The organism is Brevundimonas vesicularis, from assembly GCF_032067225.1.
Lineage (GTDB): Bacteria > Pseudomonadota > Alphaproteobacteria > Caulobacterales > Caulobacteraceae > Brevundimonas > Brevundimonas vesicularis_F.
In genome coordinates this window covers 1-21,101 of record NZ_DAMBJX010000040.1, presented here as the reverse complement: position 1 = coordinate 21,101, position 21,101 = coordinate 1, and the positions used below count along the sequence as shown (strand labels likewise).

Annotated in this window: 24 protein-coding genes and 3 tRNA genes; 5 read left to right on the top strand and 22 right to left on the bottom strand. The window is 65.7% G+C overall.

Annotated elements, in window-relative coordinates:
• Positions 1-44: 44 nt before the first annotated feature.
• Entirely contained in the window at positions 45-1,415 is a 1,371-nt protein-coding gene (locus RT123_RS11150) for a class II 3-deoxy-7-phosphoheptulonate synthase (protein WP_153925671.1), read from the bottom strand.
• 66 nt (positions 1,416-1,481) lie between these two features.
• A complete protein-coding gene (locus tag RT123_RS11145) occupies positions 1,482-1,622 on the bottom strand; it encodes a hypothetical protein (RefSeq protein ID WP_165116349.1) in 141 nt (46 codons plus the stop codon).
• 243 nt (positions 1,623-1,865) lie between these two features.
• On the opposite strand from RT123_RS11145, the gene RT123_RS11140 reads away from it, so the two are divergent.
• A complete protein-coding gene (locus RT123_RS11140) occupies positions 1,866-2,861 on the top strand; it encodes an ROK family protein (protein WP_313009201.1) in 996 nt (331 codons plus the stop codon).
• On the opposite strand, the gene RT123_RS11135 is transcribed toward RT123_RS11140, so the two are convergent.
• From RT123_RS11135 to RT123_RS11125, 3 genes are all read right to left on the bottom strand, one after another.
• A tRNA-Val gene (locus RT123_RS11135) sits at positions 2,818-2,892 on the bottom strand. The genes RT123_RS11140 and RT123_RS11135 overlap by 44 nt on opposite strands.
• Before the next feature lie 56 nt (positions 2,893-2,948).
• Positions 2,949-4,238 (bottom strand): dicarboxylate/amino acid:cation symporter, encoded by a 1,290-nt coding sequence (locus RT123_RS11130; RefSeq protein WP_055754891.1) that lies wholly within the window; start codon positions 4,236-4,238, stop codon positions 2,949-2,951.
• A gap of 100 nt (positions 4,239-4,338) precedes the next feature.
• Complete coding sequence (locus RT123_RS11125; RefSeq protein WP_409514907.1) at positions 4,339-5,058, bottom strand: HAD-IA family hydrolase; 720 nt, start codon at positions 5,056-5,058, stop codon at positions 4,339-4,341.
• 58 nt (positions 5,059-5,116) lie between these two features.
• Between RT123_RS11125 and glmU the strand changes: the two genes are divergently transcribed.
• The gene (glmU, locus tag RT123_RS11120; RefSeq protein WP_313009188.1) at positions 5,117-6,469 is read left to right on the top strand and encodes a bifunctional UDP-N-acetylglucosamine diphosphorylase/glucosamine-1-phosphate N-acetyltransferase GlmU; all 1,353 of its coding nucleotides are present in this window, start codon (positions 5,117-5,119) and stop codon (positions 6,467-6,469) included.
• The gene (gene rpiA / locus RT123_RS11115) at positions 6,466-7,149 is read left to right on the top strand and encodes a ribose-5-phosphate isomerase RpiA (RefSeq protein ID WP_313009187.1); all 684 of its coding nucleotides are present in this window, start codon (positions 6,466-6,468) and stop codon (positions 7,147-7,149) included. The genes glmU and rpiA overlap by 4 nt, the downstream gene beginning before the upstream one ends.
• Here rpiA and RT123_RS11110 read toward each other — a convergent pair.
• The 3 genes from RT123_RS11110 to RT123_RS11100 form a co-directional block, all read right to left on the bottom strand.
• Positions 7,146-7,715 (bottom strand): sugar transferase, encoded by a 570-nt coding sequence (locus RT123_RS11110; protein WP_313009199.1) that lies wholly within the window; start codon positions 7,713-7,715, stop codon positions 7,146-7,148. The genes rpiA and RT123_RS11110 overlap by 4 nt on opposite strands.
• 172 nt (positions 7,716-7,887) lie before the next feature.
• Positions 7,888-8,385, bottom strand: a complete 498-nt coding sequence (locus RT123_RS11105; RefSeq protein ID WP_313009186.1) for a hypothetical protein — start codon at positions 8,383-8,385, stop codon at positions 7,888-7,890.
• Positions 8,382-9,338 carry a M28 family peptidase gene (locus tag RT123_RS11100; protein ID WP_313009185.1) on the bottom strand — a complete coding sequence of 319 codons (957 nt, stop codon included), beginning with the start codon at positions 9,336-9,338 and terminating at the stop codon, positions 8,382-8,384. Before RT123_RS11100 ends, RT123_RS11105 begins: the two co-directional genes overlap by 4 nt.
• A gap of 120 nt (positions 9,339-9,458) precedes the next feature.
• Here RT123_RS11100 and ligA point away from each other — a divergent pair, with 120 nt between their 5' ends.
• Positions 9,459-11,792 (top strand): NAD-dependent DNA ligase LigA, encoded by a 2,334-nt coding sequence (gene ligA / locus RT123_RS11095; protein WP_313009184.1) that lies wholly within the window; start codon positions 9,459-9,461, stop codon positions 11,790-11,792.
• Positions 11,793-11,914: 122 nt separating this feature from the next.
• On the top strand, positions 11,915-12,337 hold the full coding sequence (locus tag RT123_RS11090; protein ID WP_313009183.1) for a DUF2147 domain-containing protein: 423 nt from the start codon (positions 11,915-11,917) through the stop codon (positions 12,335-12,337).
• 72 nt (positions 12,338-12,409) lie between these two features.
• Here RT123_RS11090 and RT123_RS11085 read toward each other — a convergent pair whose 3' ends face one another.
• The 14 genes from RT123_RS11085 to RT123_RS11020 form a co-directional block, all read right to left on the bottom strand.
• Positions 12,410-13,396: an aldo/keto reductase gene (locus RT123_RS11085; protein ID WP_313009182.1), complete on the bottom strand. Its 987-nt coding sequence runs from the start codon at positions 13,394-13,396 to the stop codon at positions 12,410-12,412.
• A 109-nt stretch (positions 13,397-13,505) separates the two neighbouring features.
• Positions 13,506-13,582 (bottom strand) — tRNA-His (locus RT123_RS11080).
• A gap of 150 nt (positions 13,583-13,732) precedes the next feature.
• Entirely contained in the window at positions 13,733-14,452 is a 720-nt protein-coding gene (locus RT123_RS11075) for an energy transducer TonB (RefSeq protein ID WP_017505195.1), read from the bottom strand.
• Positions 14,453-14,466: 14 nt separating this feature from the next.
• A complete protein-coding gene (locus tag RT123_RS11070) occupies positions 14,467-14,901 on the bottom strand; it encodes an ExbD/TolR family protein (protein WP_017505196.1) in 435 nt (144 codons plus the stop codon).
• A 5-nt stretch (positions 14,902-14,906) separates the two neighbouring features.
• Positions 14,907-15,788 carry a MotA/TolQ/ExbB proton channel family protein gene (locus RT123_RS11065; protein ID WP_017505197.1) on the bottom strand — a complete coding sequence of 294 codons (882 nt, stop codon included), beginning with the start codon at positions 15,786-15,788 and terminating at the stop codon, positions 14,907-14,909.
• Positions 15,789-16,319: 531 nt separating this feature from the next.
• Positions 16,320-16,395: transfer RNA gene (locus RT123_RS11060), tRNA-Phe, on the bottom strand.
• Positions 16,396-16,458: 63 nt separating this feature from the next.
• Positions 16,459-16,623: a DNA gyrase inhibitor YacG gene (locus RT123_RS11055; RefSeq protein ID WP_082854100.1), complete on the bottom strand. Its 165-nt coding sequence runs from the start codon at positions 16,621-16,623 to the stop codon at positions 16,459-16,461.
• Positions 16,624-16,626: 3 nt separating this feature from the next.
• Complete coding sequence (locus RT123_RS11050; protein ID WP_313009179.1) at positions 16,627-17,661, bottom strand: ribonuclease E/G; 1,035 nt, start codon at positions 17,659-17,661, stop codon at positions 16,627-16,629.
• Entirely contained in the window at positions 17,658-18,239 is a 582-nt protein-coding gene (locus tag RT123_RS11045; RefSeq protein ID WP_313009177.1) for a Maf family protein, read from the bottom strand. The genes RT123_RS11050 and RT123_RS11045 overlap by 4 nt, the downstream gene beginning before the upstream one ends.
• Positions 18,240-18,458, bottom strand: a complete 219-nt coding sequence (gene infA, locus RT123_RS11040) for a translation initiation factor IF-1 (RefSeq protein ID WP_008261544.1) — start codon at positions 18,456-18,458, stop codon at positions 18,240-18,242. It abuts the gene before it with no gap.
• Positions 18,459-18,561: 103 nt separating this feature from the next.
• Positions 18,562-19,029, bottom strand: a complete 468-nt coding sequence (locus RT123_RS11035; protein ID WP_017505201.1) for a UPF0262 family protein — start codon at positions 19,027-19,029, stop codon at positions 18,562-18,564.
• Positions 19,026-19,511, bottom strand: a complete 486-nt coding sequence (locus RT123_RS11030) for a DUF2948 family protein (protein ID WP_313009176.1) — start codon at positions 19,509-19,511, stop codon at positions 19,026-19,028. Before RT123_RS11030 ends, RT123_RS11035 begins: the two co-directional genes overlap by 4 nt.
• Positions 19,501-20,790 carry a UDP-N-acetylglucosamine 1-carboxyvinyltransferase gene (murA, locus tag RT123_RS11025; RefSeq protein WP_039247350.1) on the bottom strand — a complete coding sequence of 430 codons (1,290 nt, stop codon included), beginning with the start codon at positions 20,788-20,790 and terminating at the stop codon, positions 19,501-19,503. The genes RT123_RS11030 and murA overlap by 11 nt, the downstream gene beginning before the upstream one ends.
• A 102-nt stretch (positions 20,791-20,892) precedes the next feature.
• Positions 20,893-21,101: hypothetical protein (locus RT123_RS11020; protein WP_313009175.1), on the bottom strand; the 209-nt coding region annotated here is incomplete at its 5' end.

Sequence of the window (21,101 nt, the reverse complement as noted above, 5' to 3'; positions counted from 1 at the left end):
GTCACCATGACCGGATCGGCCCGCATTTGGGGCGCTGACGACGGTTAGGCCGCCGCCGACTGCGCCACCCGCCCGGCCTTCAGCCGCTCCGCGACCAGGAAGGCCAGCTCCAGCGCCTGGTCCGCGTTCAGGCGCGGGTCGCAGTGGGTGTGATAGCGGTTGGACAAGTCATCCTCGGTCACCGCCTGAGCGCCGCCGATGCATTCGGTAACGTTCTGGCCGGTCATTTCCAGATGGACGCCGCCGGGGTGGACGCCTTCCGCCTCGGCCACGTCGATGAAGGTCCGCACTTCGCCAAGGATCCGATCGAACGGCCGGGTCTTGTAGCCGTTGCCGGCCTTCAGCGTATTGCCGTGCATCGGGTCGATGGACCAGATGACCTTGCGGCCCGAGGCCTTCACTTCGCGCATCAGCTTGGGCAGGCGCTCACCCACCTTATCGTGACCGAAGCGTCCGATTAGCGTCAGACGACCCGAGACATTGTCCGGGTTCAGCGCGTCGATCAGCGGCAGCAGGTCGTCGGCGGTCATGGTCGGCCCGCACTTCACGCCGATGGGGTTCTTGATCCCCTTCATGAACTCGACGTGGGCGCCGTCCAGCTGACGCGTGCGCTCGCCGATCCACAGCATGTGGGCCGAGGTGTCGAACCATTCGCCCGAACCGCCATCCAGACGCGTCAGGGCGCTTTCGACGTTCAGCAGCAGGGCCTCGTGACTGGTGAAGACCTCGACCCGGCTGAGGTCCGGATGAGTCTCGGGCGTGACGCCGACCGCCTCCATGAAGGCCAGGGCCTCGGTGATCTTGTCGGCCAGCTCGCGGTACTGGGCGCCGGCGGCGTTGTCTCCGGCGAAGCCCAGGGTCCAGCGATGGATGTTGTACAGGTCGGCATAGCCGCCGCCGGCGAAGGCGCGCAGCAGGTTCAGGGTCGAGGCCGACTGGTTATAGGCGCGGATCAGACGTTGCGGATCAGGCGCGCGCTCCTCCGGCGTGAAGCCCATGCCGTTGATGATGTCGCCGCGATAGCTGGGCAGTTCGACGCCGTCGATCTCTTCCAATGGCGACGAGCGGGGCTTGGCGAACTGGCCGGCGATCCGCCCTACCTTCACCACCGGCTTGCGCCCAGCGAACGTCAGGACGACCGCCATCTGAAGGATCAGGCGGAAGGTGTCGCGGATATTGTCGGTTGAGAACTCCTTGAAGCTCTCGGCGCAGTCGCCGCCCTGAAGCAGGAAGGCGTCACCCCGCTCGACCTGCGCCAGCTTCGACGTCAGGCGCCGCGCTTCGCCGGCGAAGACCAGCGGCGGCAAGGCGCGCAGCTCGTCTTCCACTCGCGCAAGGGCGGCGGGATCCGGATAGTCCGCCGGCATGTGCAGGGCGGTCTTGGTTCTCCAGCTTTCGGGGGTCCAGCGTGTCATCGCGCAAGAATAGGGCTTCGCGCCTATTCAAACAACGAAAAGACAGGCGGATTTTGCCGCGAAATGTCAGTCTTCCGAAGAAGGCGACTTTTCCGCCGCAGCTTCAGCCTTGCGTTCGGCCTTCGCCGCCGCCTTCTCGGCCGCCTTCAGCGCTGCGGCGCGCTCGCGTTCCTGACGCTCAAAGCTGTAGTTGGGTTTGCGAGCCATCGGCGTCCTCGTCTCAAATCTTGATCTTGCGGTGAAGGTGGCGATGCATGGGGCCGGACGCAATCGCCAAATCCAGCACCATGCAAAAGCGGCTCACAGCAGTCTCTCCTTGCGCGTCAGAATCTTGGCGGCGGCGTCGAAGGCGATGAACAGGCGGGCTAGAAGGGTCATAGGGTCTGAACGCTTGGCCCTATTCGATGTTCAGTCCCGCGAACCTTCGTCGCACCCGAAAGGCAGGCGCCCATGTCGACCCAACCCATCCTCCTTGGCGGTGTCGAAGCCGGCGGCACCAAGTTCATCTGCGGCGTCGCCACCGCCGACGGCGTAATCATCGACCAGACCCGCATACCGACGACTTCGCCCGACGAGACGCTCGATGCGGTCGCGGCCTTTTTCGTCGACGCTCAGTCGAGGCACGGCCAGCTTTCTGCACTGGCGATCGTCAGTTTCGGCCCTCTGTCGTTGAAGCCCGACGCGCCGGACTTCGGCGCCATCACCAGCACGCCCAAGCCCGGGTGGAGCGACGTCAACCTGTTGGTCCATCTGCGCCGCCGTCTCGATCTTCCAATGACGCTGGACACCGATGTGAACGGCGCGGCCGTGGGCGAACGCCTGTTCGGCAGCGGGCAAGGACTGGAGAGCTTCTGCTACGTCACAGTCGGCACGGGCGTGGGGGTTGGGGTGATGATCGACGGCGCGCCGCATGGCGGGGCGAACCATCCCGAAGCCGGTCATATCCGGCTGCCCCGCGCCAAGGGCGACGAGACCTTCTCGGGCGTCTGCCCCTTCCATGGCGACTGCCTGGAAGGCCTGGTGAGCGGGCCGGCGCTGCAAGCGCGCTGTGGCGCGGCGGCCGAGACGTTTTCTCACGACCATCCGGCCTGGCCGATGGCGGCGGAGTATATCGCCGGTCTGTGCACCAACCTGACCTACACGCTGCGGCCGGAGCGAATCATCATCGGCGGCGGCGTGATGCAGCCGCACATGTACGATCTGGTCAGACAGGCGCTGGTGAGACAGCTCGGCGGCTATGACGCGAGCCTGCGGGATCTGGATATGAAGACCTACATCGCGGAGCCGACCGCGGGGGTGTCCGCCGGCCTTATCGGCGCATTGGCCCTCGCCTACCGTTCCGTCACGGGCGAGTGGCCCAAGGACTGGGCGACGCAAGGCCCGGATCAAATTGGATTGGAGATGGTGGACGCGACAGGGATTGAACCTGTGACCCCCTCGGTGTGAACGAGGTGCTCTCCCGCTGAGCTACGCGTCCTTGCCTTGCGGAGGCGGCGACATAGCCCGGTCGCCGGCCCCGCGCAAGCGCCTGTTTCAGATTCCGGCGGCGCGAACGCCTTCGGGCGTATCTGCTTCCGGGTCGCCTGGCAGCCAGGCGACGTGACCGTTGTAGATGTCCTGGTTGAGGATGCCCTCTTCCTTGGCGACCAGCACCGGCACCAGCATTTGGCCGGTCACATTGGTCGCGGTGCGCATCATGTCGATGATGCGATCGATGGCGACGATATAGCCAATCCCTTCCAGCGGCAGGCCGGCGGTCGACAGGGTCAGGGTCAGCATGACGATGCTGGTCCCCGGCACGCCGGCCGTTCCCAGCGACCCGAGCACCGCCGTCAGGCCGATCAGGACGTACTGGGTCAGCGTCAGATCAATCTTGAAATACTGGGCGATGAAGATCGAGGCGATGGCCGGATAGATGGCCCCGCACCCGTCCATCTTCACATTGGCGCCCAAAGGCACGGCGAAGGCGGCGTAGGCCTGGGGCACGCCCAGCCGTTCGACCGTCTGGCGAAGGGTGATCGGCAACGTCCCCAGCGAGGAGGAGGTCGCAAACGCGGTCTGCTGGGCCGCGAAGGCGCCGCGGAAGAAGCTGGTGACCTTCAGGCCGTGGATCTTCAACAGGCCCGAATAGACGATCAGGATGTGGAACAGGCAGGCGGCATAGATGGCGAGAATGAACTTCAGCAGCGGCAGCAGCGCCTCCCAGCCATAGCCGCCGACGACCGATCCGATCAGGCCGAACACGCCGATGGGCGTCAGCTGGATGACCCAGCGGGTGATGCGGAAGATGACGGCCGCGCCCTCATCCACCAGACGCCGAACGCCCTGCGCCCGGTCGCCCAGCGCCACCAGGGCCATGCCGACCAAGGCCGAGAAGAAGATGATCTGCAGCACCTTGCCTTCGGCCAGGGCGGCGAACGGATTGGTCGGCACGACGCCGATCAAGACTTCCAACGGAGTCGGGATCACCCGTTCCTTGACCTCGCCCAGCGGCAAGTTGGACAGGCCGACGCCCGGATTGATGATGTGGCCGAAGGCGAAACCGACCAGCACCGCCAGCAACGACGTGATGGCGAACCAGACGATGGTCCGCACCCCCAGCCGCACGGCCCCCGCCCCCTCGCCCAGCTTGGCGATCGAGCTGGCAATGGTGAAGAGCACCAGCGGCGCCACAACCATGCGGATCAGGTTCAGATAGACGTCGCCGATCGGCTGAAGCCAGGTCTCCGCCCGCTCTCGCAGGATCAGCCCGGCGATGATGCCGAGGATGAAGCCGGCGGCGGTCCGCTGCCATAGCGGAATCTTGAAAAAGCGAGCGAGCATGACGGCACTTTCAACAGGGGTGCGCCAATCTGTCCATCGCCATGCCGATCCGCAACCGCAGCAGCGATCATTCAGCCGACAGATTTCCTGTCGGCTGGCTTCAGAATTTCAACGCCCGCCTCACGTAGAAGTCGGAGAGGATGCCGTCGATCGCCTCTTCGACGTCCTCGAAGGCATCGATCAGCACGTCCCCGCCCAGGTCTTCGACGGGCGTCGGCGTAAAGCCGAAGGTCGTCAGAATGCAGGGTATGCCGGCGTCTTTGGCGGCGTCCGCGTCCGGCGAAGCGTCACCCACCATGATCGCCCGTTCGGGATCGCCGCCCGCGATCACCACGGCCTCCTTCAGATGGGCGCCTGAGGGCTTGCGCGCGCTGACCCGATCCGGGCCGACAATGGCGGCGAAATAACGGGTCAGGTCCAGCTTGCCCAACAACAGCTCCGACAGGTCCGAACGCTTATTGGTGGCTACGACCAGGATTGCGCCCCGCTCGCTGAGTCGCTCCAGCGTCTCGACCACACCCTCAAAGGGCTGCGAGCCGTCGGCGATATGGGCGGCGTAATCGACCAGGAACCGCTCGAACAGTTCGTCGGACTTGGCCCGCTCGACCGGCGCGCCGGCGGCTTCGAAGCCGTGCACCAGCAGCGCCCGCGCGCCCGATCCGATCAGGGTCGAGGCGGACTCCATCGGCACGGGCGGCAGCCCCTCCTCGACCAGCATCCGGTTCAGCGTGCCGATCAGGTCCGGGGCGGAATCGACCAGCGTGCCGTCAAGGTCGAAGGCGATGGTCCAGCCTTCCAGGTCGCGATCGCTCATCCACATCTCCCGCTGGCCCGCATGATGGGCTAGATCGCAGGACGACTAGACTGCGAGACGATTCATGACCAGCCAGACGCGCGCCCGCGCCGCCATCATTCTCGCCGCCGGCCAGGGCACGCGGATGAAATCGCCGCTGCCCAAGGTGCTGCACCCGGTCGCCCACCGCGCCATGCTGGACCACGCCATAGATGCGGCGGAAGGCCTGGGCTGCGAACGTATCGTGGTCGTGGTCGGCAATCACTCGCCGGAGGTCCGGGCCCATGTCGTCAAACGGCTGGGCGAGGCCGCCATTGCGGTCCAAGACCCGCCGCTCGGCACCGGCCACGCCGTGCGCGCCGCCGAACAGGCGCTGGCCGACTTCGACGGCGAGGTGGTCGTCACCTATGGCGACGTGCCGTTGCTAAAGGCCGCCGACATCGAGCCCGTCTTTAATGCCGACGGCGTCACCGTCATCGGGTTCGAGGCTCGCGATCCGGGCGCCTACGGCCGTCTGATCGTCGAAGGCGACACCCTGACCGCCATCACGGAGGCCAAGGAGGCGTCGGCCGAGATTCTCGCCATCACCGCCTGCAACTCGGGCGTCATGGCCGCGCCGGCGGCCTTGCTCTTCTCGCTGCTGGCCGACGTGAAGAACGAGAACGCCAAGGGCGAATACTATCTGACGGATGTCGTCGCTCTGGCGCGGAAGGGCGGCCACCCGACCCGCGCCGTCTTCGCCGCAGAGGACGCGGTGATGGGCGTCAACTCACAGGCCGAGCTGGCCCAGGCCGAGACCCTGTTTCAGAGCGTGCAACGCGACACCTTCCTGGCGGCCGGCGTGACGATGGCGGCGCCCGACACCGTTCATTTCGCCTGGGACACCCAGATCGGCGGCGGGACCGTCGTCGAACCCTTCGTGGTCTTCGGCCCTGGTGCGGTCATCGAGGGCGGCGCGCGCATTCGCAGCTTCAGCCATATCGAGGGCGCGCGGGTCGCGGCCGGCGCCGAGGTCGGTCCCTATGCGCGCCTGCGTCCCGGCGCGGACCTGGCGACCGGGGTCAAGGTCGGCAACTTCGTCGAGGTCAAGAACGTGAGGATGGCGGAAGGCGCGAAGGCCAATCACCTGGCTTATCTGGGCGACGGGTCGGTCGGCGCCGGCGCCAATGTCGGCGCAGGGACGATCTTCTGCAACTACGATGGCTTCAACAAGGCGCAGACCCAGGTCGGCGCCGGCGCCTTCGTCGGATCGAACTCCAGCCTCGTGGCCCCGGTGGTCATCGGCGACGGCGCCCTGATCGCCTCGGGCTCTGTCATTACCGAGGATGTGCCCGCCGACGCCATGGCCTTCGGCCGCGGGCGCCAGACCGTCAAACCCGAAGCGGCCGCGGCCTTCCGTGTCGAAGCCAAGGCCAGGAAGGCTGCAAAATCCAAATGAGCGACCTCCAGAAGAAAAACGCCGGCGAGGCCGCCGCCGCCCACGTCGAGGCGGGCATGATCGTCGGCCTTGGCACCGGCTCGACCGCCGCCTGGTTCGTCAAGGCGCTGTCGGCGCGCAATCTGCCCGACCTGCGCTGCGTGCCGACATCGGAGAAGACTGCAGATCTCGCGCGCGAACTCGGGCTGACGTTGTCGACGCTGGAGGACACGCCGCGCATCGACCTGACCGTGGACGGCGCCGACGAAATCGGGCCTGGCCTGGCGCTGATCAAGGGCGGCGGCGCGGCCCTGCTGCGCGAGAAGCTGGTGTGGGAGGCCTCGGCCCGCTGCATCGTCATCGCCGACGCGGCCAAGGTGGTGCCTGTGCTGGGAACCTTCCCCCTGCCGATCGAGGTCGTCGCCTTTGGCCACAAGACGACGGCCAACCGCATCGCCGATGTGCTGATCGACCACGACATCAACCAGCCGGCGCGCGTGCGTCAAGCCGATCGCGGCCTGGTTCGTACCGACGGCGGCAATCTGATCTATGACGCGGGCTGCAAGGCCATCCACGATCCGGTCCGTCTGGCCGACGACCTGAAACTGATCACCGGCGTGGTGGAGCACGGGCTGTTTCTGGATCTCGCCGACCTGGCCATCATCGGCACGGACGAGGGCGTTGAGAAGCGCCTTCCCTAGGACACGCCCCGGCGGCTCAGCACCGCCGGAACCGTGCGCGCCAGGATGGCCAGATAGACGCCGATGGTGCGGTTTCTGACGAACCAGACATCCATCGCCACGCGGCGCGGATAGGGCACGGCGTTGCGCCCCGAGACCTGCCACAACCCCGTCAGGCCCGGGCGCACCGCGCAGTAGTCGGCTAGTCGACGCCCGTATCGCGCCGCCTCATCGATCACGATCGGTCGGGGGCCGACCAGCGACATCTCGCCCCTCAACACATTGATGAGCTGCGGCAATTCATCCAGGCTGGACCTTCGCAACAGCCGGCCCAGCGACGTGACGCGCGGATCGTGCGTCAGCTTTCGCATCGCCTGCCATTCCGGATCAGAGGCTGAGGGCAAGGCTTGCTCCGCGCCCACCCTCATCGAGCGAAACTTGAGACAGTCGAACATTCGGCCTTCGCGCCCGATCCGTTGCTGGCGAAAGATCGCGGCCCCTCCGTCCTGCGCCGTTACGCCCAGGGCGATAAAAACGAAGAGCGGCCAGGTCAGAAGCAAGCCTATCAGGGCAAATGCGATATCCATGGCGCGGGTCGGGTCTAGACGGAGATGGCGCCGAGAGGCACCGACGCCGCGTGTCGACGTCACATCGCAGCCGGCCAATTCCGATATCGACATTCAGCGCCCCCAAGCGTCACCATGACTTGGGATTGCGCGGTTGGCAATCTTCGCGCGTCGCCTGCACAGATTGCTTAGATCAGTCTCCGCCCCACCAACTCAGCGTGAATGGCGTGCGACGGCCGGTCACCGAAACCGTCCCGGTGACGACAGGCGTCTGATCTCCGAGATTGCGCCGCGCCGTCGCCAAAGCGCCCTGGTCAATCCGCGCCGACAACTCGACCGGGCCCATGCCAGGCGCAGACCCGCGCATCTGGATCCGATCGTCGGTGACGACATACGCGTCCGGCAAGACCCTTGCCTCGCCTTGCGGCCCGGTCAGCGACAGGATCAGCGGCGGCGAAGCGCGGGACCCGCCTTCCCAGGCGGCGAAGGCCTCATCCTGTCCGATGAACAGCGATGCCACGGGCTGCATCTCCCCTTCACCTGTCGGGCGATAGTCGCCCGAGATATCGCCGCTCAGACGATGCTGGAACGTCGCTTCCGGCGTCGACGTCGGTGTCGCAGCGTCGCGCCGCTCGCATGCGGCCAGGCTCAGCACGGCCATGACCGCGACGATCACCCATGAAGATCTCATCGATCAAGCGCCTGATCCAAGGCGCGGAACCCGGCGATGGCGATTTCGGTCGCACTGGTGAAGACCGACGGCGTGATCCGGTCGAAGGTGTCGCTCGGTCGGTGATAATCGGGATGATAATCGACGCCCATGTACAGGAAGGGCACGCCCGCCTCGTGAAAGGCGCCATGATCGGAGGCGTCGACCCAGTTGTTCTCGCCCGTATCTTGCGGGGTATCCTTGCCGAAGGCGAAGGACACCTCTCCGTTCTGCGCAACGGACTCCAGCACGGGGCGCAGAGTCGGATGCTGATAGGTCCCGGTGACCCACAGATGGCCATCCGTTTCCGCCCGCGCCGTCATATCGAAGTTCAGGTTAAGGCTCAGTGACGACAGGGGCACCGGCGGCGCCTTGACGAACTCGCGAGCGCCCAGCAGCCCCCGCTCCTCGCCATCCAGCGCAACGATCAGCACGCTGTGTTCCGGCGGTTGGGCTTTAAGCCGCGCCGCCAGCTCCAGCATCGTCGCCACGCCCGAGGCGTTGTCGTCCGCGCCGTGGAAGATCTGACCGTCATTGACGCCGACATGGTCGTAATGGGCCGTCACCACGATATAGCGGTCTGCGACACGGGTTCCGGGGATCAGGCCGACGATGTTGACGCCGCTGAAGGTCTTGACGCCTTCTCTCGTGCGGCCCGGCGTCTCGAACCGCTGCAAACGCCCGAACGGCGGCGGCTGAACGCCCATGGCCTCCAGCCGCGAGACGATGTACGCGCGCGCCCGCTCGCCGCCTTCTGAGCCCGTGTCGCGGCCCTGCATGTCGTCGGCGGACAGGATGCGAACGTCCTCCAGCAGTTGGCCGGAAACCGGCGCAACGGCGCTCGGCGCACTCGACACTGTTGCGGGAACAGCGGCGCAACCGCTGACGATCAGGGCGGCGCCAGCGACGAAGAGGCAGAGGGTCGAACGAGTCATACAGGCTCCGATAGGGACGCGCGAACCTAGCGAAGAGCGGACAGCGCGTCAGCCTACGGTTCTGTCATCATCGGCTATGCGCGATGCACGCGCGGCGCGTCAGATGATATGACGACGACCATGGCCAACGCGATTCCTCTCGAAGTCCCCGTCGACGACCTTACCGCCGAGACGGCTGCCGAGGCCTTGGCCTGGCTGGCCGCCGAAATGGCCCGTCACGACGCGCTGTACAACGAGGCGACGCCCGAGATTTCCGACGCGGAATACGACGCCCTGCGTGCGCGCAACCTGGCGATCGAAACCGCCTTCCCCGATTTGGTCCGCTCTGACTCGCCGTCGAACAAGGTCGGCGCCGCCGCCTCAACCCAGTTCGCCGAGGTGCGCCACGGCGTGCCCATGCTGTCGCTAGACAACGCCTTCGACGAGGGCGAGGTGCGCGACTTCGTGGCCCGGATCGCCCGTTTCCTGAAACTGCCGGCCGACGAACCCATCGCCTTCGTCGCCGAGCCCAAGATCGACGGCCTGTCCGCCAACCTTCTTTACGTCGACGGCAAGCTGACGATCGGCGCCACGCGCGGCGACGGCCGCGCGGGCGAGGACGTCACCGCCAATCTGAACACCATCGCCGATGTGCAACAGACTTTGGCCGGCGTCGACTGGCCCGACCGGATCGAGGTGCGTGGCGAAGTCTATGCGCCCAACGACGCCTTCGCCGCCTTCAACGCCGCCGCCGAGGCGGAAGGCCGCCGCACCTATGCCAACCCCCGCAACTTCGCCGCCGGCTCTCTGCGCCAGAAGGACGCCCGGATCACCGCCAAACGCCCGCTGAACTTCTTCGCCTACGCTTGGGGCGAACACTCCAGCGACTTCGCTGAGACCCAGTGGGAAGCCCTGCAAAAGCTCAAGGCCTGGGGCTTCCCCGTCAACGCCCGCTCGCGCCGGGTCGAGGGCGCCGAGGGCCTGATCGCCGCCTATCGCGAACTGGAACGCGACCGCGCGACCCTGGGCTATGACATCGACGGCGTAGTCTACAAAGTCGATCGCATCGACTGGCAACGCCGCCTGGGCTTCGTCGCCCGCAGCCCTCGCTGGGCCATCGCCCACAAATTCCCGGCGCAGCAGGCGACCACTGTGCTGGAAGGCATCGACATCCAGGTCGGCCGCACCGGCTCCCTGACCCCCGTCGCCCGCCTGCACCCCGTTACCGTCGGAGGCGTGGTGGTGCGCAACGCCACCCTGCACAATGAAGACGAGATCGAGCGTCTGGATGTGCGCATCGGCGACACCGTCCGCCTGCAACGCGCCGGCGACGTCATCCCGCAGATCCTGGGCGTGGTCCCGGAGCTACGTCCCGCCGACGCCGCCCCCTATGTCTTCCCTGAACACTGCCCCGTCTGCGGCTCGGAAGCCGTGCGCGAGGGCGACGAGGTCAAGCGCCGCTGCACCGGCGGCCTGATCTGCGACGCCCAGATCGTCGAACGACTGAAGCATTTCGTCGGCCGCCGCGCCTTTGACATCGAAGGATTGGGCGAAAAGCAGCTGGTCGCCTTCCATGCGCGGGGCTGGATCAAGGAGCCGGCCGACATCTTCCGACTGGCGCGCGACGAGACGCGGCTGAAGGAACTGGAGCGAGACGATGGTTATGGCGAGACCAGCATCCGCAACCTGGTCGCCGGCATCGACGCTCGTCGCATCATTTCGCTGGACCGATTCGTATTTGGTCTCGGAATCCGCGATATTGGCGAACAGACATCCATCGTTCTGGCCCGCGCCTTCGAGAGCTGGTCCGCGCTGAAGGCCGCCTGCCTCCAAGCCGCCTCGGGCGTGCCGTCCGACGCCTGGACCGACCTGGCCGCCGCCCACGCCATATCGCCCCGCGTCCTGACCCTGATGGCCGAGGCCGCGCCCCCCCCCGTAGATCCCTGGCCCGAGGCGACGATGGACATGAAGATCAGCCAGGCCTTCCCCGGCATGGCCGCTCCGGCCCGCCGGTCTCTGGCGACGATGGCGAACGACTGGTCCGGCCTGGTCGAACTGGCCCGCGTCGCGCGCGAGGACGGCCCGTCCGAAATCCTGAACCAGATCGCCGGCGTCACCGGCGTCGGCCCCGTCGCAGCCGAGGCCCTGGCCCACTTCTTCCACGAGCCGCACAATCTAAGGGTCGTGGAGGCTCTGGAGGCCGAACTGACCCAAATCCTCGACGCCGAACGCCCCAAGTCCGACACGGCGGTCGCGGGCAAGACCGTCGTCTTCACCGGCGCCCTGGAGCGCTTCACCCGCGACGAGGCCAAGGCCCGCGCCGAAAGCCTGGGCGCCAAGGTGTCGGGTTCGGTGTCGAAAAAGACCGACTACCTCGTCGCCGGCCCTGGAGCCGGCTCCAAGCTCAAGGACGCTGAAAAACATGGCGTCCAGGTGCTGACCGAGGACGAATGGCTGGCCCTGATCGGCGGCTGAAGTTGACCTAAGGGTCGGTTTTCGTTGCCGATCGCCGGGGTTTTGGCCTTGTTTTCAACCGAAACCGCGATCAACGTCCGCTCTAACGGGCGGTGCGACCGACCCGACGAAAGGGAACGACTATGAAGATCAAGATCATGCTGGCCGCAGCGACCCTGGCGGGCGCCCTCGCCTCTCCGGCCCTGGCGGGCGACCCGACGGGCCTGTGGCAGACGCCGACCAATGGCGGTCAGGTGCGGATCGCGCGCTGCGGGCAGGCGTTGTGCGGCACGCTGGTGACCTCGGACCACATTCGCCGCGACGCCAATGCGCGCGACGCCAACAATCGCGACGCCTCGCTGCGGAACCGCACCCTGCGCAATCTGCCCATGCTGACCGGCTTCACCGGCGGTCCGACGGAATGGCGCAACGGCTCGGTCTACAACCCGGCCGACGGCGGCACCTATCGCGGCACCATCACCATGACAAACGACAACAGCCTGCGTCTGCGCGGCTGCATCGTGCCTCCGCTCTGCAAGACCCAGACCTGGACCCGCATCCAGTAGGATCAGGACGTCCCACATACGAAAGGCCCGGCCGGAGCGATCCGACCGGGCCTTTTTCATTTGGCTTGTGGCTCAGCGATTCAGCGCCGCCCGCGCCGCCTCGGCGTAGCGATGCCCTGTCGCTGCGCCCTTGGGGAAGACGGCCTCGATCCGGGCGAGATCCTCAGGCGTCAGAACGATGTCCACGGCCGCCGCGTTCTGCTCAAGAGTGGCGATACGGCGCGTGCCGGGGATCGGGATCAGATCCTCGCCCTGCGCCAGCACCCAGGCCAGGGCCAGTTGAGCGGCGGTTATGCCCTTATCCGACGCAATGGCCTTCACGGCCTCGACCAGATCCAGGTTCTTCTGGAAGTTCTCGCCCATGAAGCGCGGATTGGTGCGGCGGAAATCGTCTGCGTCCAGGTCATCGATCGAGGTGATGTCGCCCGACAGGAAGCCGCGGCCCAGCGGGCTGTAGGGCACGAAGCCGATGCCCAGTTCGCGCACGACTGCAAACAGTTCGTCCTCCGGCTCGCGGCTCCACAGCGAATATTCCGTCTGCAGCGCCGTGATCGGATGGGTCGCATGCGCCTTACGCAGGGTGTCCGCCGCGGCCTCGGACAGACCCAGGAAGCGGACCTTGCCCTCCTTCACCAGTTCCGCCATCGCTCCGACCGTGTCCTCGATCGGCGTGTCCGGATCGACGCGGTGCAGATAATAGAGATCGACGTGATCGACGCCCAAGCGTTGCAGGCTGCCCTCGATGGCGCGCCGCACATTGGCCGGGCTGCCGTTGGTCATCAGCTTGGTGCGGTCGGCGTTGTAGTTGATGCCGAATTTGGTGGCGATGAAGGCTTGGTCGCGCCGGTCCTTCAGCGCCTTGCCGACCAGCACCTCGTTGGTGTGAGGACCGTACATCTCGGCAGTGTCGAACAGGGTAATGCCCATATCGAGCGCGCGATGAATGACGGAGATGGACTGGGCCTCGTCGGCACCGCCGTAGAAGGCGCTCATGCCCATGCAGCCCAGGCCGATAGCCGAAACCTCGGGGCCGTTCGCACCCAGCTTGCGCGTCTTCATGGGGGCCTTCTCCTGTCGATGTGGGATCGGCCTAAAAACAGATAGGACGGCCGACGATCAGGAGATGGTCGCGGCGACGGCGGGCTGCAAGCCCGGCCGTGCTTTGCGATGGTACCGCCTCTCAGGCTTGAACTGAGGACCTCCGGTTCCACAAACCGGCGCTCTAACCAACTGAGCTAAGGCGGCCCGCTCATGGCGAGGCGCGTTCTCTACCGGGCCTGCGGCAGGCGATCAAGCGCCTTCCTCACATTTCGTCAGGAGATTTCGCAAGTGACAGCCCAAACGAAAACGCCCCGGAGATTGGTCTCCGAGGCGTCTTGTCTGTTGCCGTGACGATCACCCGAGGGTGAAGGGCACCCGGACGCGGAAGGTCGCGTCTTGGGCGGCGCCATCGACGGTCCGCGGGGACAGTTGTCCACGCTGAACCACCCGAATGGCGGCGCGGCCGAAGCCCATTCCAGCAGGCTCTTCGGACACCACGCGGCAGTTGGCCGGAGATCCGTTGGAGCGCGCCGTGCACTCGACCGTAGCCGAACCGCTGATTTCACGCTCCAGCGCACGCGCCGGGAAGTCATCAGCCGTCGGACGCGGTTGGCGCGACCACTGAACGTTCGTGATCGTCGACGGACGCGGCGGAGCCGGAGGCGCGGGTGGCGGCGGAGGTCCAGGAATATTGACGGGCGGACCCGTATATTCAACCCGATCTTCCTTCTTCGTCGGCGTGATATTGACCGGCGGAGGGGGGACGATGTTCGGGACCGGAGCCGGCACGCGCACCTGAAGCTTCGGCGGCGGAGGCGTATCCGTCGGCGGAGGCGGCGGCGGCGGAGGCGGCGGAGGCGGCGGAACCGGCTCGACCAACTCGACCTCGACGGACTCGTCGACGTAGTTGAACTCCTTCAGCTTGAACTTGGACTGCTGAACAAAGAAGATCAGCAACGCGAACAAGATGCTGACCACCATCAGGCAGACGATCAGCACGGGGTAGGACACCCCCATGAAGCCCTTTTTCTTGGGTACGTCGTAGCGACTGCGATGATATTCGACGTCTGTCATACTATCTCCGCATCCTAACTCGTCGCCTGGTCTTCGCCGACCAGCGCAACGCTATAGAAGCCGTTATCCTGCAGCGCATTCATGACCTGCATGAAGTCGCCGTAACGGGTATTCTGGTCGCCCCGAATGAAGATCCGCTCATCGGCCGGGTTCCGGGATCCGATCTGTTTCTTCAGATCTTCACCCAGGGCACCGACGTCGGTCCGGAAATCGCCCACATAGACGTCGCCGTCATTCTGGATCGAAATATAGACCGGCTTTGGCGGGTTCGGGGCCGCCTTGGCGACGGCGATTGGCAACTCAACAGGCACCGACACGGAGGCTAGCGGAGCCGCCACCATGAAGATGATGAGCAAGACCAGCATGATATCAACGAAAGGCGTAACGTTGATATCACTGTTGGCCTGAGGCAGGTTGCCAGCGCCGCCCGATTTAATCTTGGCGGCCATCCGTCTTACGCCCCCTTGTCGAGCTGACGCGAGATGCCGTTCAGCAGCTCAGCGGCGAAGCCGTCGGCGCGCGTGCCGTAAGCAGCGATGCGGGTGTTGAAGTAGTTGTAGAACACAACGGCCGGGATAGCGGCGAACAGACCGATACCGGTGGCCAGCAGAGCCTCAGCGATACCCGGAGCCACGACGGCCAGGTTGGTGGTGTTCGACTGGGCGATGCCGATGAAGGAGTTCATGATGCCGTAAACGGTGCCGAACAGACCGACGAACGGACCGATCGAGCCGACCGACGCCAGGAACTGCTGGCCGCCCGACAGGCGCAGGGCCAGACCGGATTGCACGGCGGCGACAGCCGACTGAGCGCGGGCCATGGCCGAGTCGAGGTGATCGCCGGTGACCGACAGACCCGATTGACGCGACAGTTCGATTTCCTCGGTGGCGGCGGCGGCCATGTCGGCCAGCGGGTTGCCGTCGAACTCTTCCTGAGTCGAGACAGCGCGCATGTCAGCGATGGTGCGGGCGCCGCGGAAGTTCTCGAGGAAGTTGTCGGTCTTGCGGTTCAGAGCGCCGAACTCGAACAGCTTGATGAGCAGCAGGGTCCACGACAGGATCGAGGCCAGCAGCAGGCCGGCCATGACGACCTTAACGACGACCGTGGCTTCCATGAACATGGAGATCGGGGTGATGTCGCCGTGACCGCCGCCGACGGCGTCGTTCACCGTTGCGGGATCAGCTTCGCCGGCAGCCGGAGCGGCGGCTGCGGGAGCCGCAGTCGAGGCGGCCGGGGTGGGCTCGGCCGGGGCCTGGGCCAGGACCGGCGAGCTCGCCATCAGCGCGGCGGCGCCGGCCATGGCGAGAAGGATATTCGTCTTTTTGCTGTTCAGCATAATTCGCCAGTTCCTGCTTGGTCTGACTCGTGGAACCAAAGGTGCGGCCATAGTCAGCGACCGCCCCCCAACCTGAAATGTTTCCTTCAACGCGCCCGTCCTTTCGAGGATCAGAGCCCGCTGAAATCTTCGGTGGAGATCGAACCGGTCGCCCGTCTCGTCTCCGCTGGTCGAACCTTCGGAGACACGTCTCCGGCGATCCGCATTAACGTCTTCTTGCGAAGGCGCCTCAACCCTTTGACGAACCCTTACCGGAGCGTCAAGGGACAAGAGGGGCTTTTAACCCGTCGAGAGACATGGAGAAAAGTTCCACCAACCGGCGCATTAGAGTGCAGCCGTGCGACATTTTGATGATGATCTGACGTCAGATGAAGCAAGTTTGTTCAAAACGGCCATCCTGAGCGCGATCATTTCCCAATACAGCAAATGTAGGGCTGATCGCTGCAAGCCGCCTGAAAGCCAAGGACGGCGCAAAGGCCGCAGCGCAAGATAATGCGCCGGTGCAATCGATTTTTGTGGGGCAAGAAAAGATGGTGCCTGGAGGCGGGTTCGAACCACCGACACGCGGATTTTCAATCCGCTGCTCTACCAGCTGAGCTATCCAGGCGCCGACGCGGCGTCGCGAGAGGCGGGTCTATAGGGGAGGCTTTTCCGCCTGTCCAGCGCCCAATCAGTCCTTTTCGTCATCATCTTCCGCGCCCTCGTCCAAGGCGACCGGAATGGCGTAGCCGCCTGTGAACCAGCGCTGCAGATCGACGTCGGAACAGCGGCGTGAGCAGAAGGGCTTGTACTTAGGATCGGCGTCGGCCTTGCGGCAGATGGGACAGGAAGCCACGGCTCAACCCTCTTCTATTCGTCCGCGCCCAGCCGGGATCGCGGGATCGGCCTGGATCACCGCTCGCGGTCCCAGACGAGCCGCCAACGGATGGGCAATCAGAGCTTCTTCCGGCGCGCAACGCGCGATGATGCGCGGCGACAGGGTATCGGCCAGAAGCTGCCGCCGCAAAGCGCGCACGACAGACAAGGCCCGCGCTTGAACGGACGGGCGTCCGCTGGCGCCGAGCAGAACCTCCTCGATCGGCGTACGGCGCCAGGGAAGCGACATCTGCAACAGGCCGAACCGACTGACGGGTCCTAAGACGGCCTGGGGTTCGTGACCGAACGCGGCCCGCACGATCTTGGACGGCGCCTCGGCGTCCGTACCGTCCCCGACCATGTCGATGACGACCAGGCCGCCCCAGTTCCGCAGGCCTATCAGCCGCGCCGCCTGTTTCAACCCCTCGCGATTCGCAGCCGCCCTTGCCTGTTTCGGATCACGACCGGGCGTAGAGGCGAAGTCGATGTCCACAGCCACGAGGGCGCGGGTGCGTTCGATGGCGAGATCGATTCCGTGCGAGGCGAAAACAATCGATTGAGCCAGAGCCTCCTCCTCCGCCTCGACCACGGCGTCGATGGCGGCGATGCCGGCGACTGATTCCTCGCCGGGCGCGAGATCGCGCAACTGTTCGGCGATGCTGGGTGCGGGCTGAATCAGGCGGGGCGTCCCCTCCCCCGGTCCTACATACCGAACTGCCGCCCCTTTTCCGGCACGAGGTTCGGCGGTGACGACGACTTCCAGCCGCTGGCCTTGGATAAGACGGTCGTTTCTCGGGAACGGCAGAAAGGCGGCGGCCGGCGCGGCGATATCGACGAAGGCGCCGCGCAAGCCGGGATTCACCTCGATGACACGCCCCACCGAGCGGGCGCCGAGCCGGGTCTGCGCCACATCATCGTCGCGGTGGATCAGAAGATGGGTGTAGCGGCCGTCGCGCATGATGGCGCCACGCGTCTCGCCAGGCGTCTCGTCGAGGAAGACCTCGACTGCACCGCTCATGAACGCCAGCCGACGCCGTGCAGAAGCTGGACGGCCTCATAGACGGGCAGGCCCATCACAGACGGATGGCTGCCGACGATGCGCTGGATGAAGGCGGCCGCAGGGCCCTGGATGCCATAGCCCCCGGCCTTGCCGCGCCAGTCGCCCGTGGCGACGTAGGCGGCGATCTCGTGATCGGACAAGGGTTTGAAGGTCACGCGGGTTTCGTTGACGCGGGACGATATCTTTCCGTCGCGCCAGACGGCAACGCCGGTGAAGACGCGGTGATTGCGGCCGGACAGCAGTTTCAGAAAGCGCGTCGCCTCGGCCTCGTCCGCCGCCTTTTCCAGAAAACGACGCCCGACAGCGACAACCGTATCGGCGGCGATGACGACCGCGTCGGGACGGCGTTCTGCGACGACCTGGGCTTTCGAGGTGGCGAGCCGTTCGGCCAGACGCGGCGGGGTCTCGCCCTTCAGAGGCGTTTCGTCGATGTCGGCGGGATCGATATGGTCGGGTGTGATCCCTACCTGCGCCAGCAGTTCGATGCGGCGCGGGCTGGCCGAAGCCAGCACCAGTTCGGGGCGACCCGCAGCCACTTACTTGAAGCGATAGGTGATGCGACCCTTGGTCAGGTCGTAGGGGGTCATTTCGACCAGCACCTTGTCGCCGGCCAGAACGCGGATGCGGTTCTTGCGCATCTTGCCGGCGGTGTGGGCGATGATCTCGTGGTCGTTCTCGAGCGTCACGCGGAAGGTGGCGTTCGGCAGCAGTTCGCTGACGGTGCCGGGAAACTCGAGCAGTTCTTCCTTAGCCATGCGGCCTCTCACGCCCGTTGAATATGCGTTCGACCCCACGCCGGGCGGGCGCGAGGGGCGGAATGGACGGGCCTAATGCCCGAAAACACAGAGATAGTCGAGGTCAGCCGCGACGGTAGAGGGCGCAGAGCAATGTAAACAGGCGCCGTGACGTCTCGTGATCGACCACGATCTTGCCGTCCAACCGCGTCTTCAGCTGCTCGGCCCCTTCGTTGTGCAGGCCGCGACGGCCCATATCGACCGATTCGATCTGGCTGGCCGAGGATCCGCGCAGAGCCTCATAGTAGCTGTCGCAGATCATCAGATAGTCTTTGATCACGCCCTTCAGCGGCGTCAGGCTAATGGCGTAGGTGCGCGTGAAGTTCTCGCCGTCGATGTCGAACACCAGACGATTGTCCTGAAGCGACAGCTTCAGCCGGTAGGGTCCGCCCTCGGCGCCGACGGGCTCGAAACTGTTTTTCTCGACCAGATCGAAGATGGCGACGCGACGCTCGTGCTCGATCTCGGCCGTCGCCGCCGGCAGGGTCGCGGCGTCCAGTTCGACTGAGGCCAGCTTGTGATCGGCGCTCATGCCGCAGTCCCTTCGTCCAGTTCGGGCGTGTCCAGGTGGGTCGGCGCGATCCGTGCAGGCCAGCGGTCGGAGATGTCCGTGACCACGGCGTCCAGACATTCCACGTCGATTCGCAAATCACCGCCGCCGGCGAACATCAGGATGACGCGCCCGCTCAGATCCTCGGTGGGAATGAAGTCGAGCGCGAGCAGTTCGAGCGAGGCGTCGGGGCTTCGCGACAGGCGGCGGCTCTTGACCGCCAGAACGTCGCCGAACTGCATGGCGCACATCACCCGTGTCCCGCCGCACTCCCAGCAGAAGCGGCTGAAGGCGATGGTCAGGGTTCGGGCCGCCTTTTCCCAGACGATATCGAGGGGACGCAGGATGGCGTCCTGGAGCGCGGCGGAGATGATCTGAAGATCGTCGGCATCCTCGGCCAGCAGACGCAGCGGTTCGACCGGCGCCTTGGCTTCGGGGATGACGCCGTCGATCTCAGTGCTCATCACCTGTTCCCTTTATGCGGCGGATGTCGGCTCCGCATGCGCCGAGCTTTTCTTCCAAACGCTCGAAACCGCGATCCAGATGATAGACGCGTCCGACCGTCGTTTCGCCCTCCGCGACAAGGCCCGCGATGACCAGGCACATCGAGGCCCGGAGATCCGTCGCCATCACCTGGGCGCCGTGCAGAACCTCGACGCCGGTGACGTGCGCCTCTCCGGCATGAACCGAAATGTCGGCGCCCAGTCGCGCCAACTCCGGCACATGCATGAAGCGGTTTTCGAAGATCGTCTCGCGAACCGTGCTGACGCCCTCCGCCGTCGTCATCAGCGCCATGAACTGGGCCTGAAGATCGGTGGCGAAGCCCGGATAGATGGCCGTCTCGACATCCACAGCCTTCAGTCGCTGCTTCGGGTCGCGCTTGATAAGCACGCCGTCGGCGGTCGGCGACACCTCAACGCCCGCCTCGACCATCTTGTCGGTCAGCGAACCAATCAATTCGGCCCGCGCCTTGGTCAGGCGCACCTCGCCGCCCGCCATGGCGGCGGCGACGGCGTAGGAGCCCATCTCGATTCGGTCGGGAATCACCGACCAGGTCGTCCCGTTCAGCGACGAGACGCCGGTGATGGTCAGGACGTCGGTGTCGATTCCCTCGATCCTGGCGCCCATGGCCGTCAGACAGTGGGCCAGATCGCCGATCTCGGGTTCGCGCGCCGCACGGCGAAGGACGGTCGTGCCTTCAGCCAGCACGGCGGCCAGAAGCGCATGTTCGGTGGCGCCGACCGAAACGAAAGGAAACTCGATCTCGGCGCCCTTCAAGCCCTTGGGCGCGCGAGCAGTGACATAGCCTTCGTCCAGCTCGATCTCGGCGCCCAGCGCCGTCAGCGCCTGCAGGTGAAGATCGACGGGACGCGCGCCGATGGTGCAGCCGCCCGGCAGCGAGACCTTGGCCTCGCCGGTGCGCGCCAGCAAAGGCCCCAGCACATTGAACGAGGCCCGCATCTGGCGCACCAGATCATAGGGGGCGAAGGTCGAGGTCAGGTCCTTGGCATGAAACAGGCTCTCCTGCCCGTCCGCCCCGTCACGCTCGGTCACTTCGATGCCGAATTGGCGCAGCAACTGACCCAGGAACCGGGTGTCGGCCAGACGCGGCATATTGGTCAGCAGCAAGGGCTGATCCGTCAGGATCGAGGCGGCCATCAGCTTGATGGCGGAGTTCTTGGCGCCGCTGACGGGAATGTCCCCGAAAAGCTGGGCGCCGCCCTGAATGGCGATGCTGTCCATGACGTCCTTAAGCGCGCCCGATGCCAACGCCTCGGGGGGAAGGTTCTCTAGCAAGCCGATGGGCGCTTGCCAAAGGGCTGCGTGATCGCGAGCCGATGACTTTCAGTTGCTGTCGCGCGGCGCAGCAGGCGTCCGCGCGGGCGCCTTGCGGCGTCGCAGGTTGGCGCGAAGGGCGGAGGCCAGCCGCATGGCCTTTTCCGCCTTTGCGCGCGCTTTCTCGAATTCAGGCCCCGATTCGACGATCGGCGTCGCCTGCGCGGCGGCGGAGGGCGTATCGGCGTCATGCGGCGTACGAGTCATGGCGCGATGAT

What these genes read in the sequence shown, in the direction of transcription:
- RT123_RS11085 (WP_313009182.1), bottom strand. Translation starts at nt 13,396, where the DNA reads ATGAAGACGCGCAAGCTGGGTGCGAACGGCCCCGAGGTTTCGGCTATC.
- RT123_RS11125 (WP_409514907.1), bottom strand. Translation starts at nt 5,058, where the DNA reads ATGTGGATGAGCGATCGCGACCTGGAAGGCTGGACCATCGCCTTCGAC.
- RT123_RS11100 (WP_313009185.1), bottom strand. Translation starts at nt 9,338, where the DNA reads ATGACTCGTTCGACCCTCTGCCTCTTCGTCGCTGGCGCCGCCCTGATC.
- rpiA (WP_313009187.1), top strand. Translation starts at nt 6,466, where the DNA reads ATGAGCGACCTCCAGAAGAAAAACGCCGGCGAGGCCGCCGCCGCCCAC.
- RT123_RS11130 (WP_055754891.1), bottom strand. Translation starts at nt 4,238, where the DNA reads ATGCTCGCTCGCTTTTTCAAGATTCCGCTATGGCAGCGGACCGCCGCC.
- RT123_RS11035 (WP_017505201.1), bottom strand. Translation starts at nt 19,029, where the DNA reads ATGAGCGCCGATCACAAGCTGGCCTCAGTCGAACTGGACGCCGCGACC.
- infA (WP_008261544.1), bottom strand. Translation starts at nt 18,458, where the DNA reads ATGGCTAAGGAAGAACTGCTCGAGTTTCCCGGCACCGTCAGCGAACTG.
- RT123_RS11050 (WP_313009179.1), bottom strand. Translation starts at nt 17,661, where the DNA reads ATGAGCGGTGCAGTCGAGGTCTTCCTCGACGAGACGCCTGGCGAGACG.
- RT123_RS11140 (WP_313009201.1), top strand. Translation starts at nt 1,866, where the DNA reads ATGTCGACCCAACCCATCCTCCTTGGCGGTGTCGAAGCCGGCGGCACC.
- ligA (WP_313009184.1), top strand. Translation starts at nt 9,459, where the DNA reads ATGGCCAACGCGATTCCTCTCGAAGTCCCCGTCGACGACCTTACCGCC.
- RT123_RS11075 (WP_017505195.1), bottom strand. Translation starts at nt 14,452, where the DNA reads ATGACAGACGTCGAATATCATCGCAGTCGCTACGACGTACCCAAGAAA.
- murA (WP_039247350.1), bottom strand. Translation starts at nt 20,790, where the DNA reads ATGGACAGCATCGCCATTCAGGGCGGCGCCCAGCTTTTCGGGGACATT.
- RT123_RS11150 (WP_153925671.1), bottom strand. Translation starts at nt 1,415, where the DNA reads ATGACACGCTGGACCCCCGAAAGCTGGAGAACCAAGACCGCCCTGCAC.
- RT123_RS11065 (WP_017505197.1), bottom strand. Translation starts at nt 15,788, where the DNA reads ATGCTGAACAGCAAAAAGACGAATATCCTTCTCGCCATGGCCGGCGCC.
- RT123_RS11090 (WP_313009183.1), top strand. Translation starts at nt 11,915, where the DNA reads ATGAAGATCAAGATCATGCTGGCCGCAGCGACCCTGGCGGGCGCCCTC.
- RT123_RS11030 (WP_313009176.1), bottom strand. Translation starts at nt 19,511, where the DNA reads ATGAGCACTGAGATCGACGGCGTCATCCCCGAAGCCAAGGCGCCGGTC.
- RT123_RS11105 (WP_313009186.1), bottom strand. Translation starts at nt 8,385, where the DNA reads ATGAGATCTTCATGGGTGATCGTCGCGGTCATGGCCGTGCTGAGCCTG.
- RT123_RS11070 (WP_017505196.1), bottom strand. Translation starts at nt 14,901, where the DNA reads ATGGCCGCCAAGATTAAATCGGGCGGCGCTGGCAACCTGCCTCAGGCC.
- RT123_RS11110 (WP_313009199.1), bottom strand. Translation starts at nt 7,715, where the DNA reads ATGGATATCGCATTTGCCCTGATAGGCTTGCTTCTGACCTGGCCGCTC.
- glmU (WP_313009188.1), top strand. Translation starts at nt 5,117, where the DNA reads ATGACCAGCCAGACGCGCGCCCGCGCCGCCATCATTCTCGCCGCCGGC.
- RT123_RS11145 (WP_165116349.1), bottom strand. Translation starts at nt 1,622, where the DNA reads ATGGCTCGCAAACCCAACTACAGCTTTGAGCGTCAGGAACGCGAGCGC.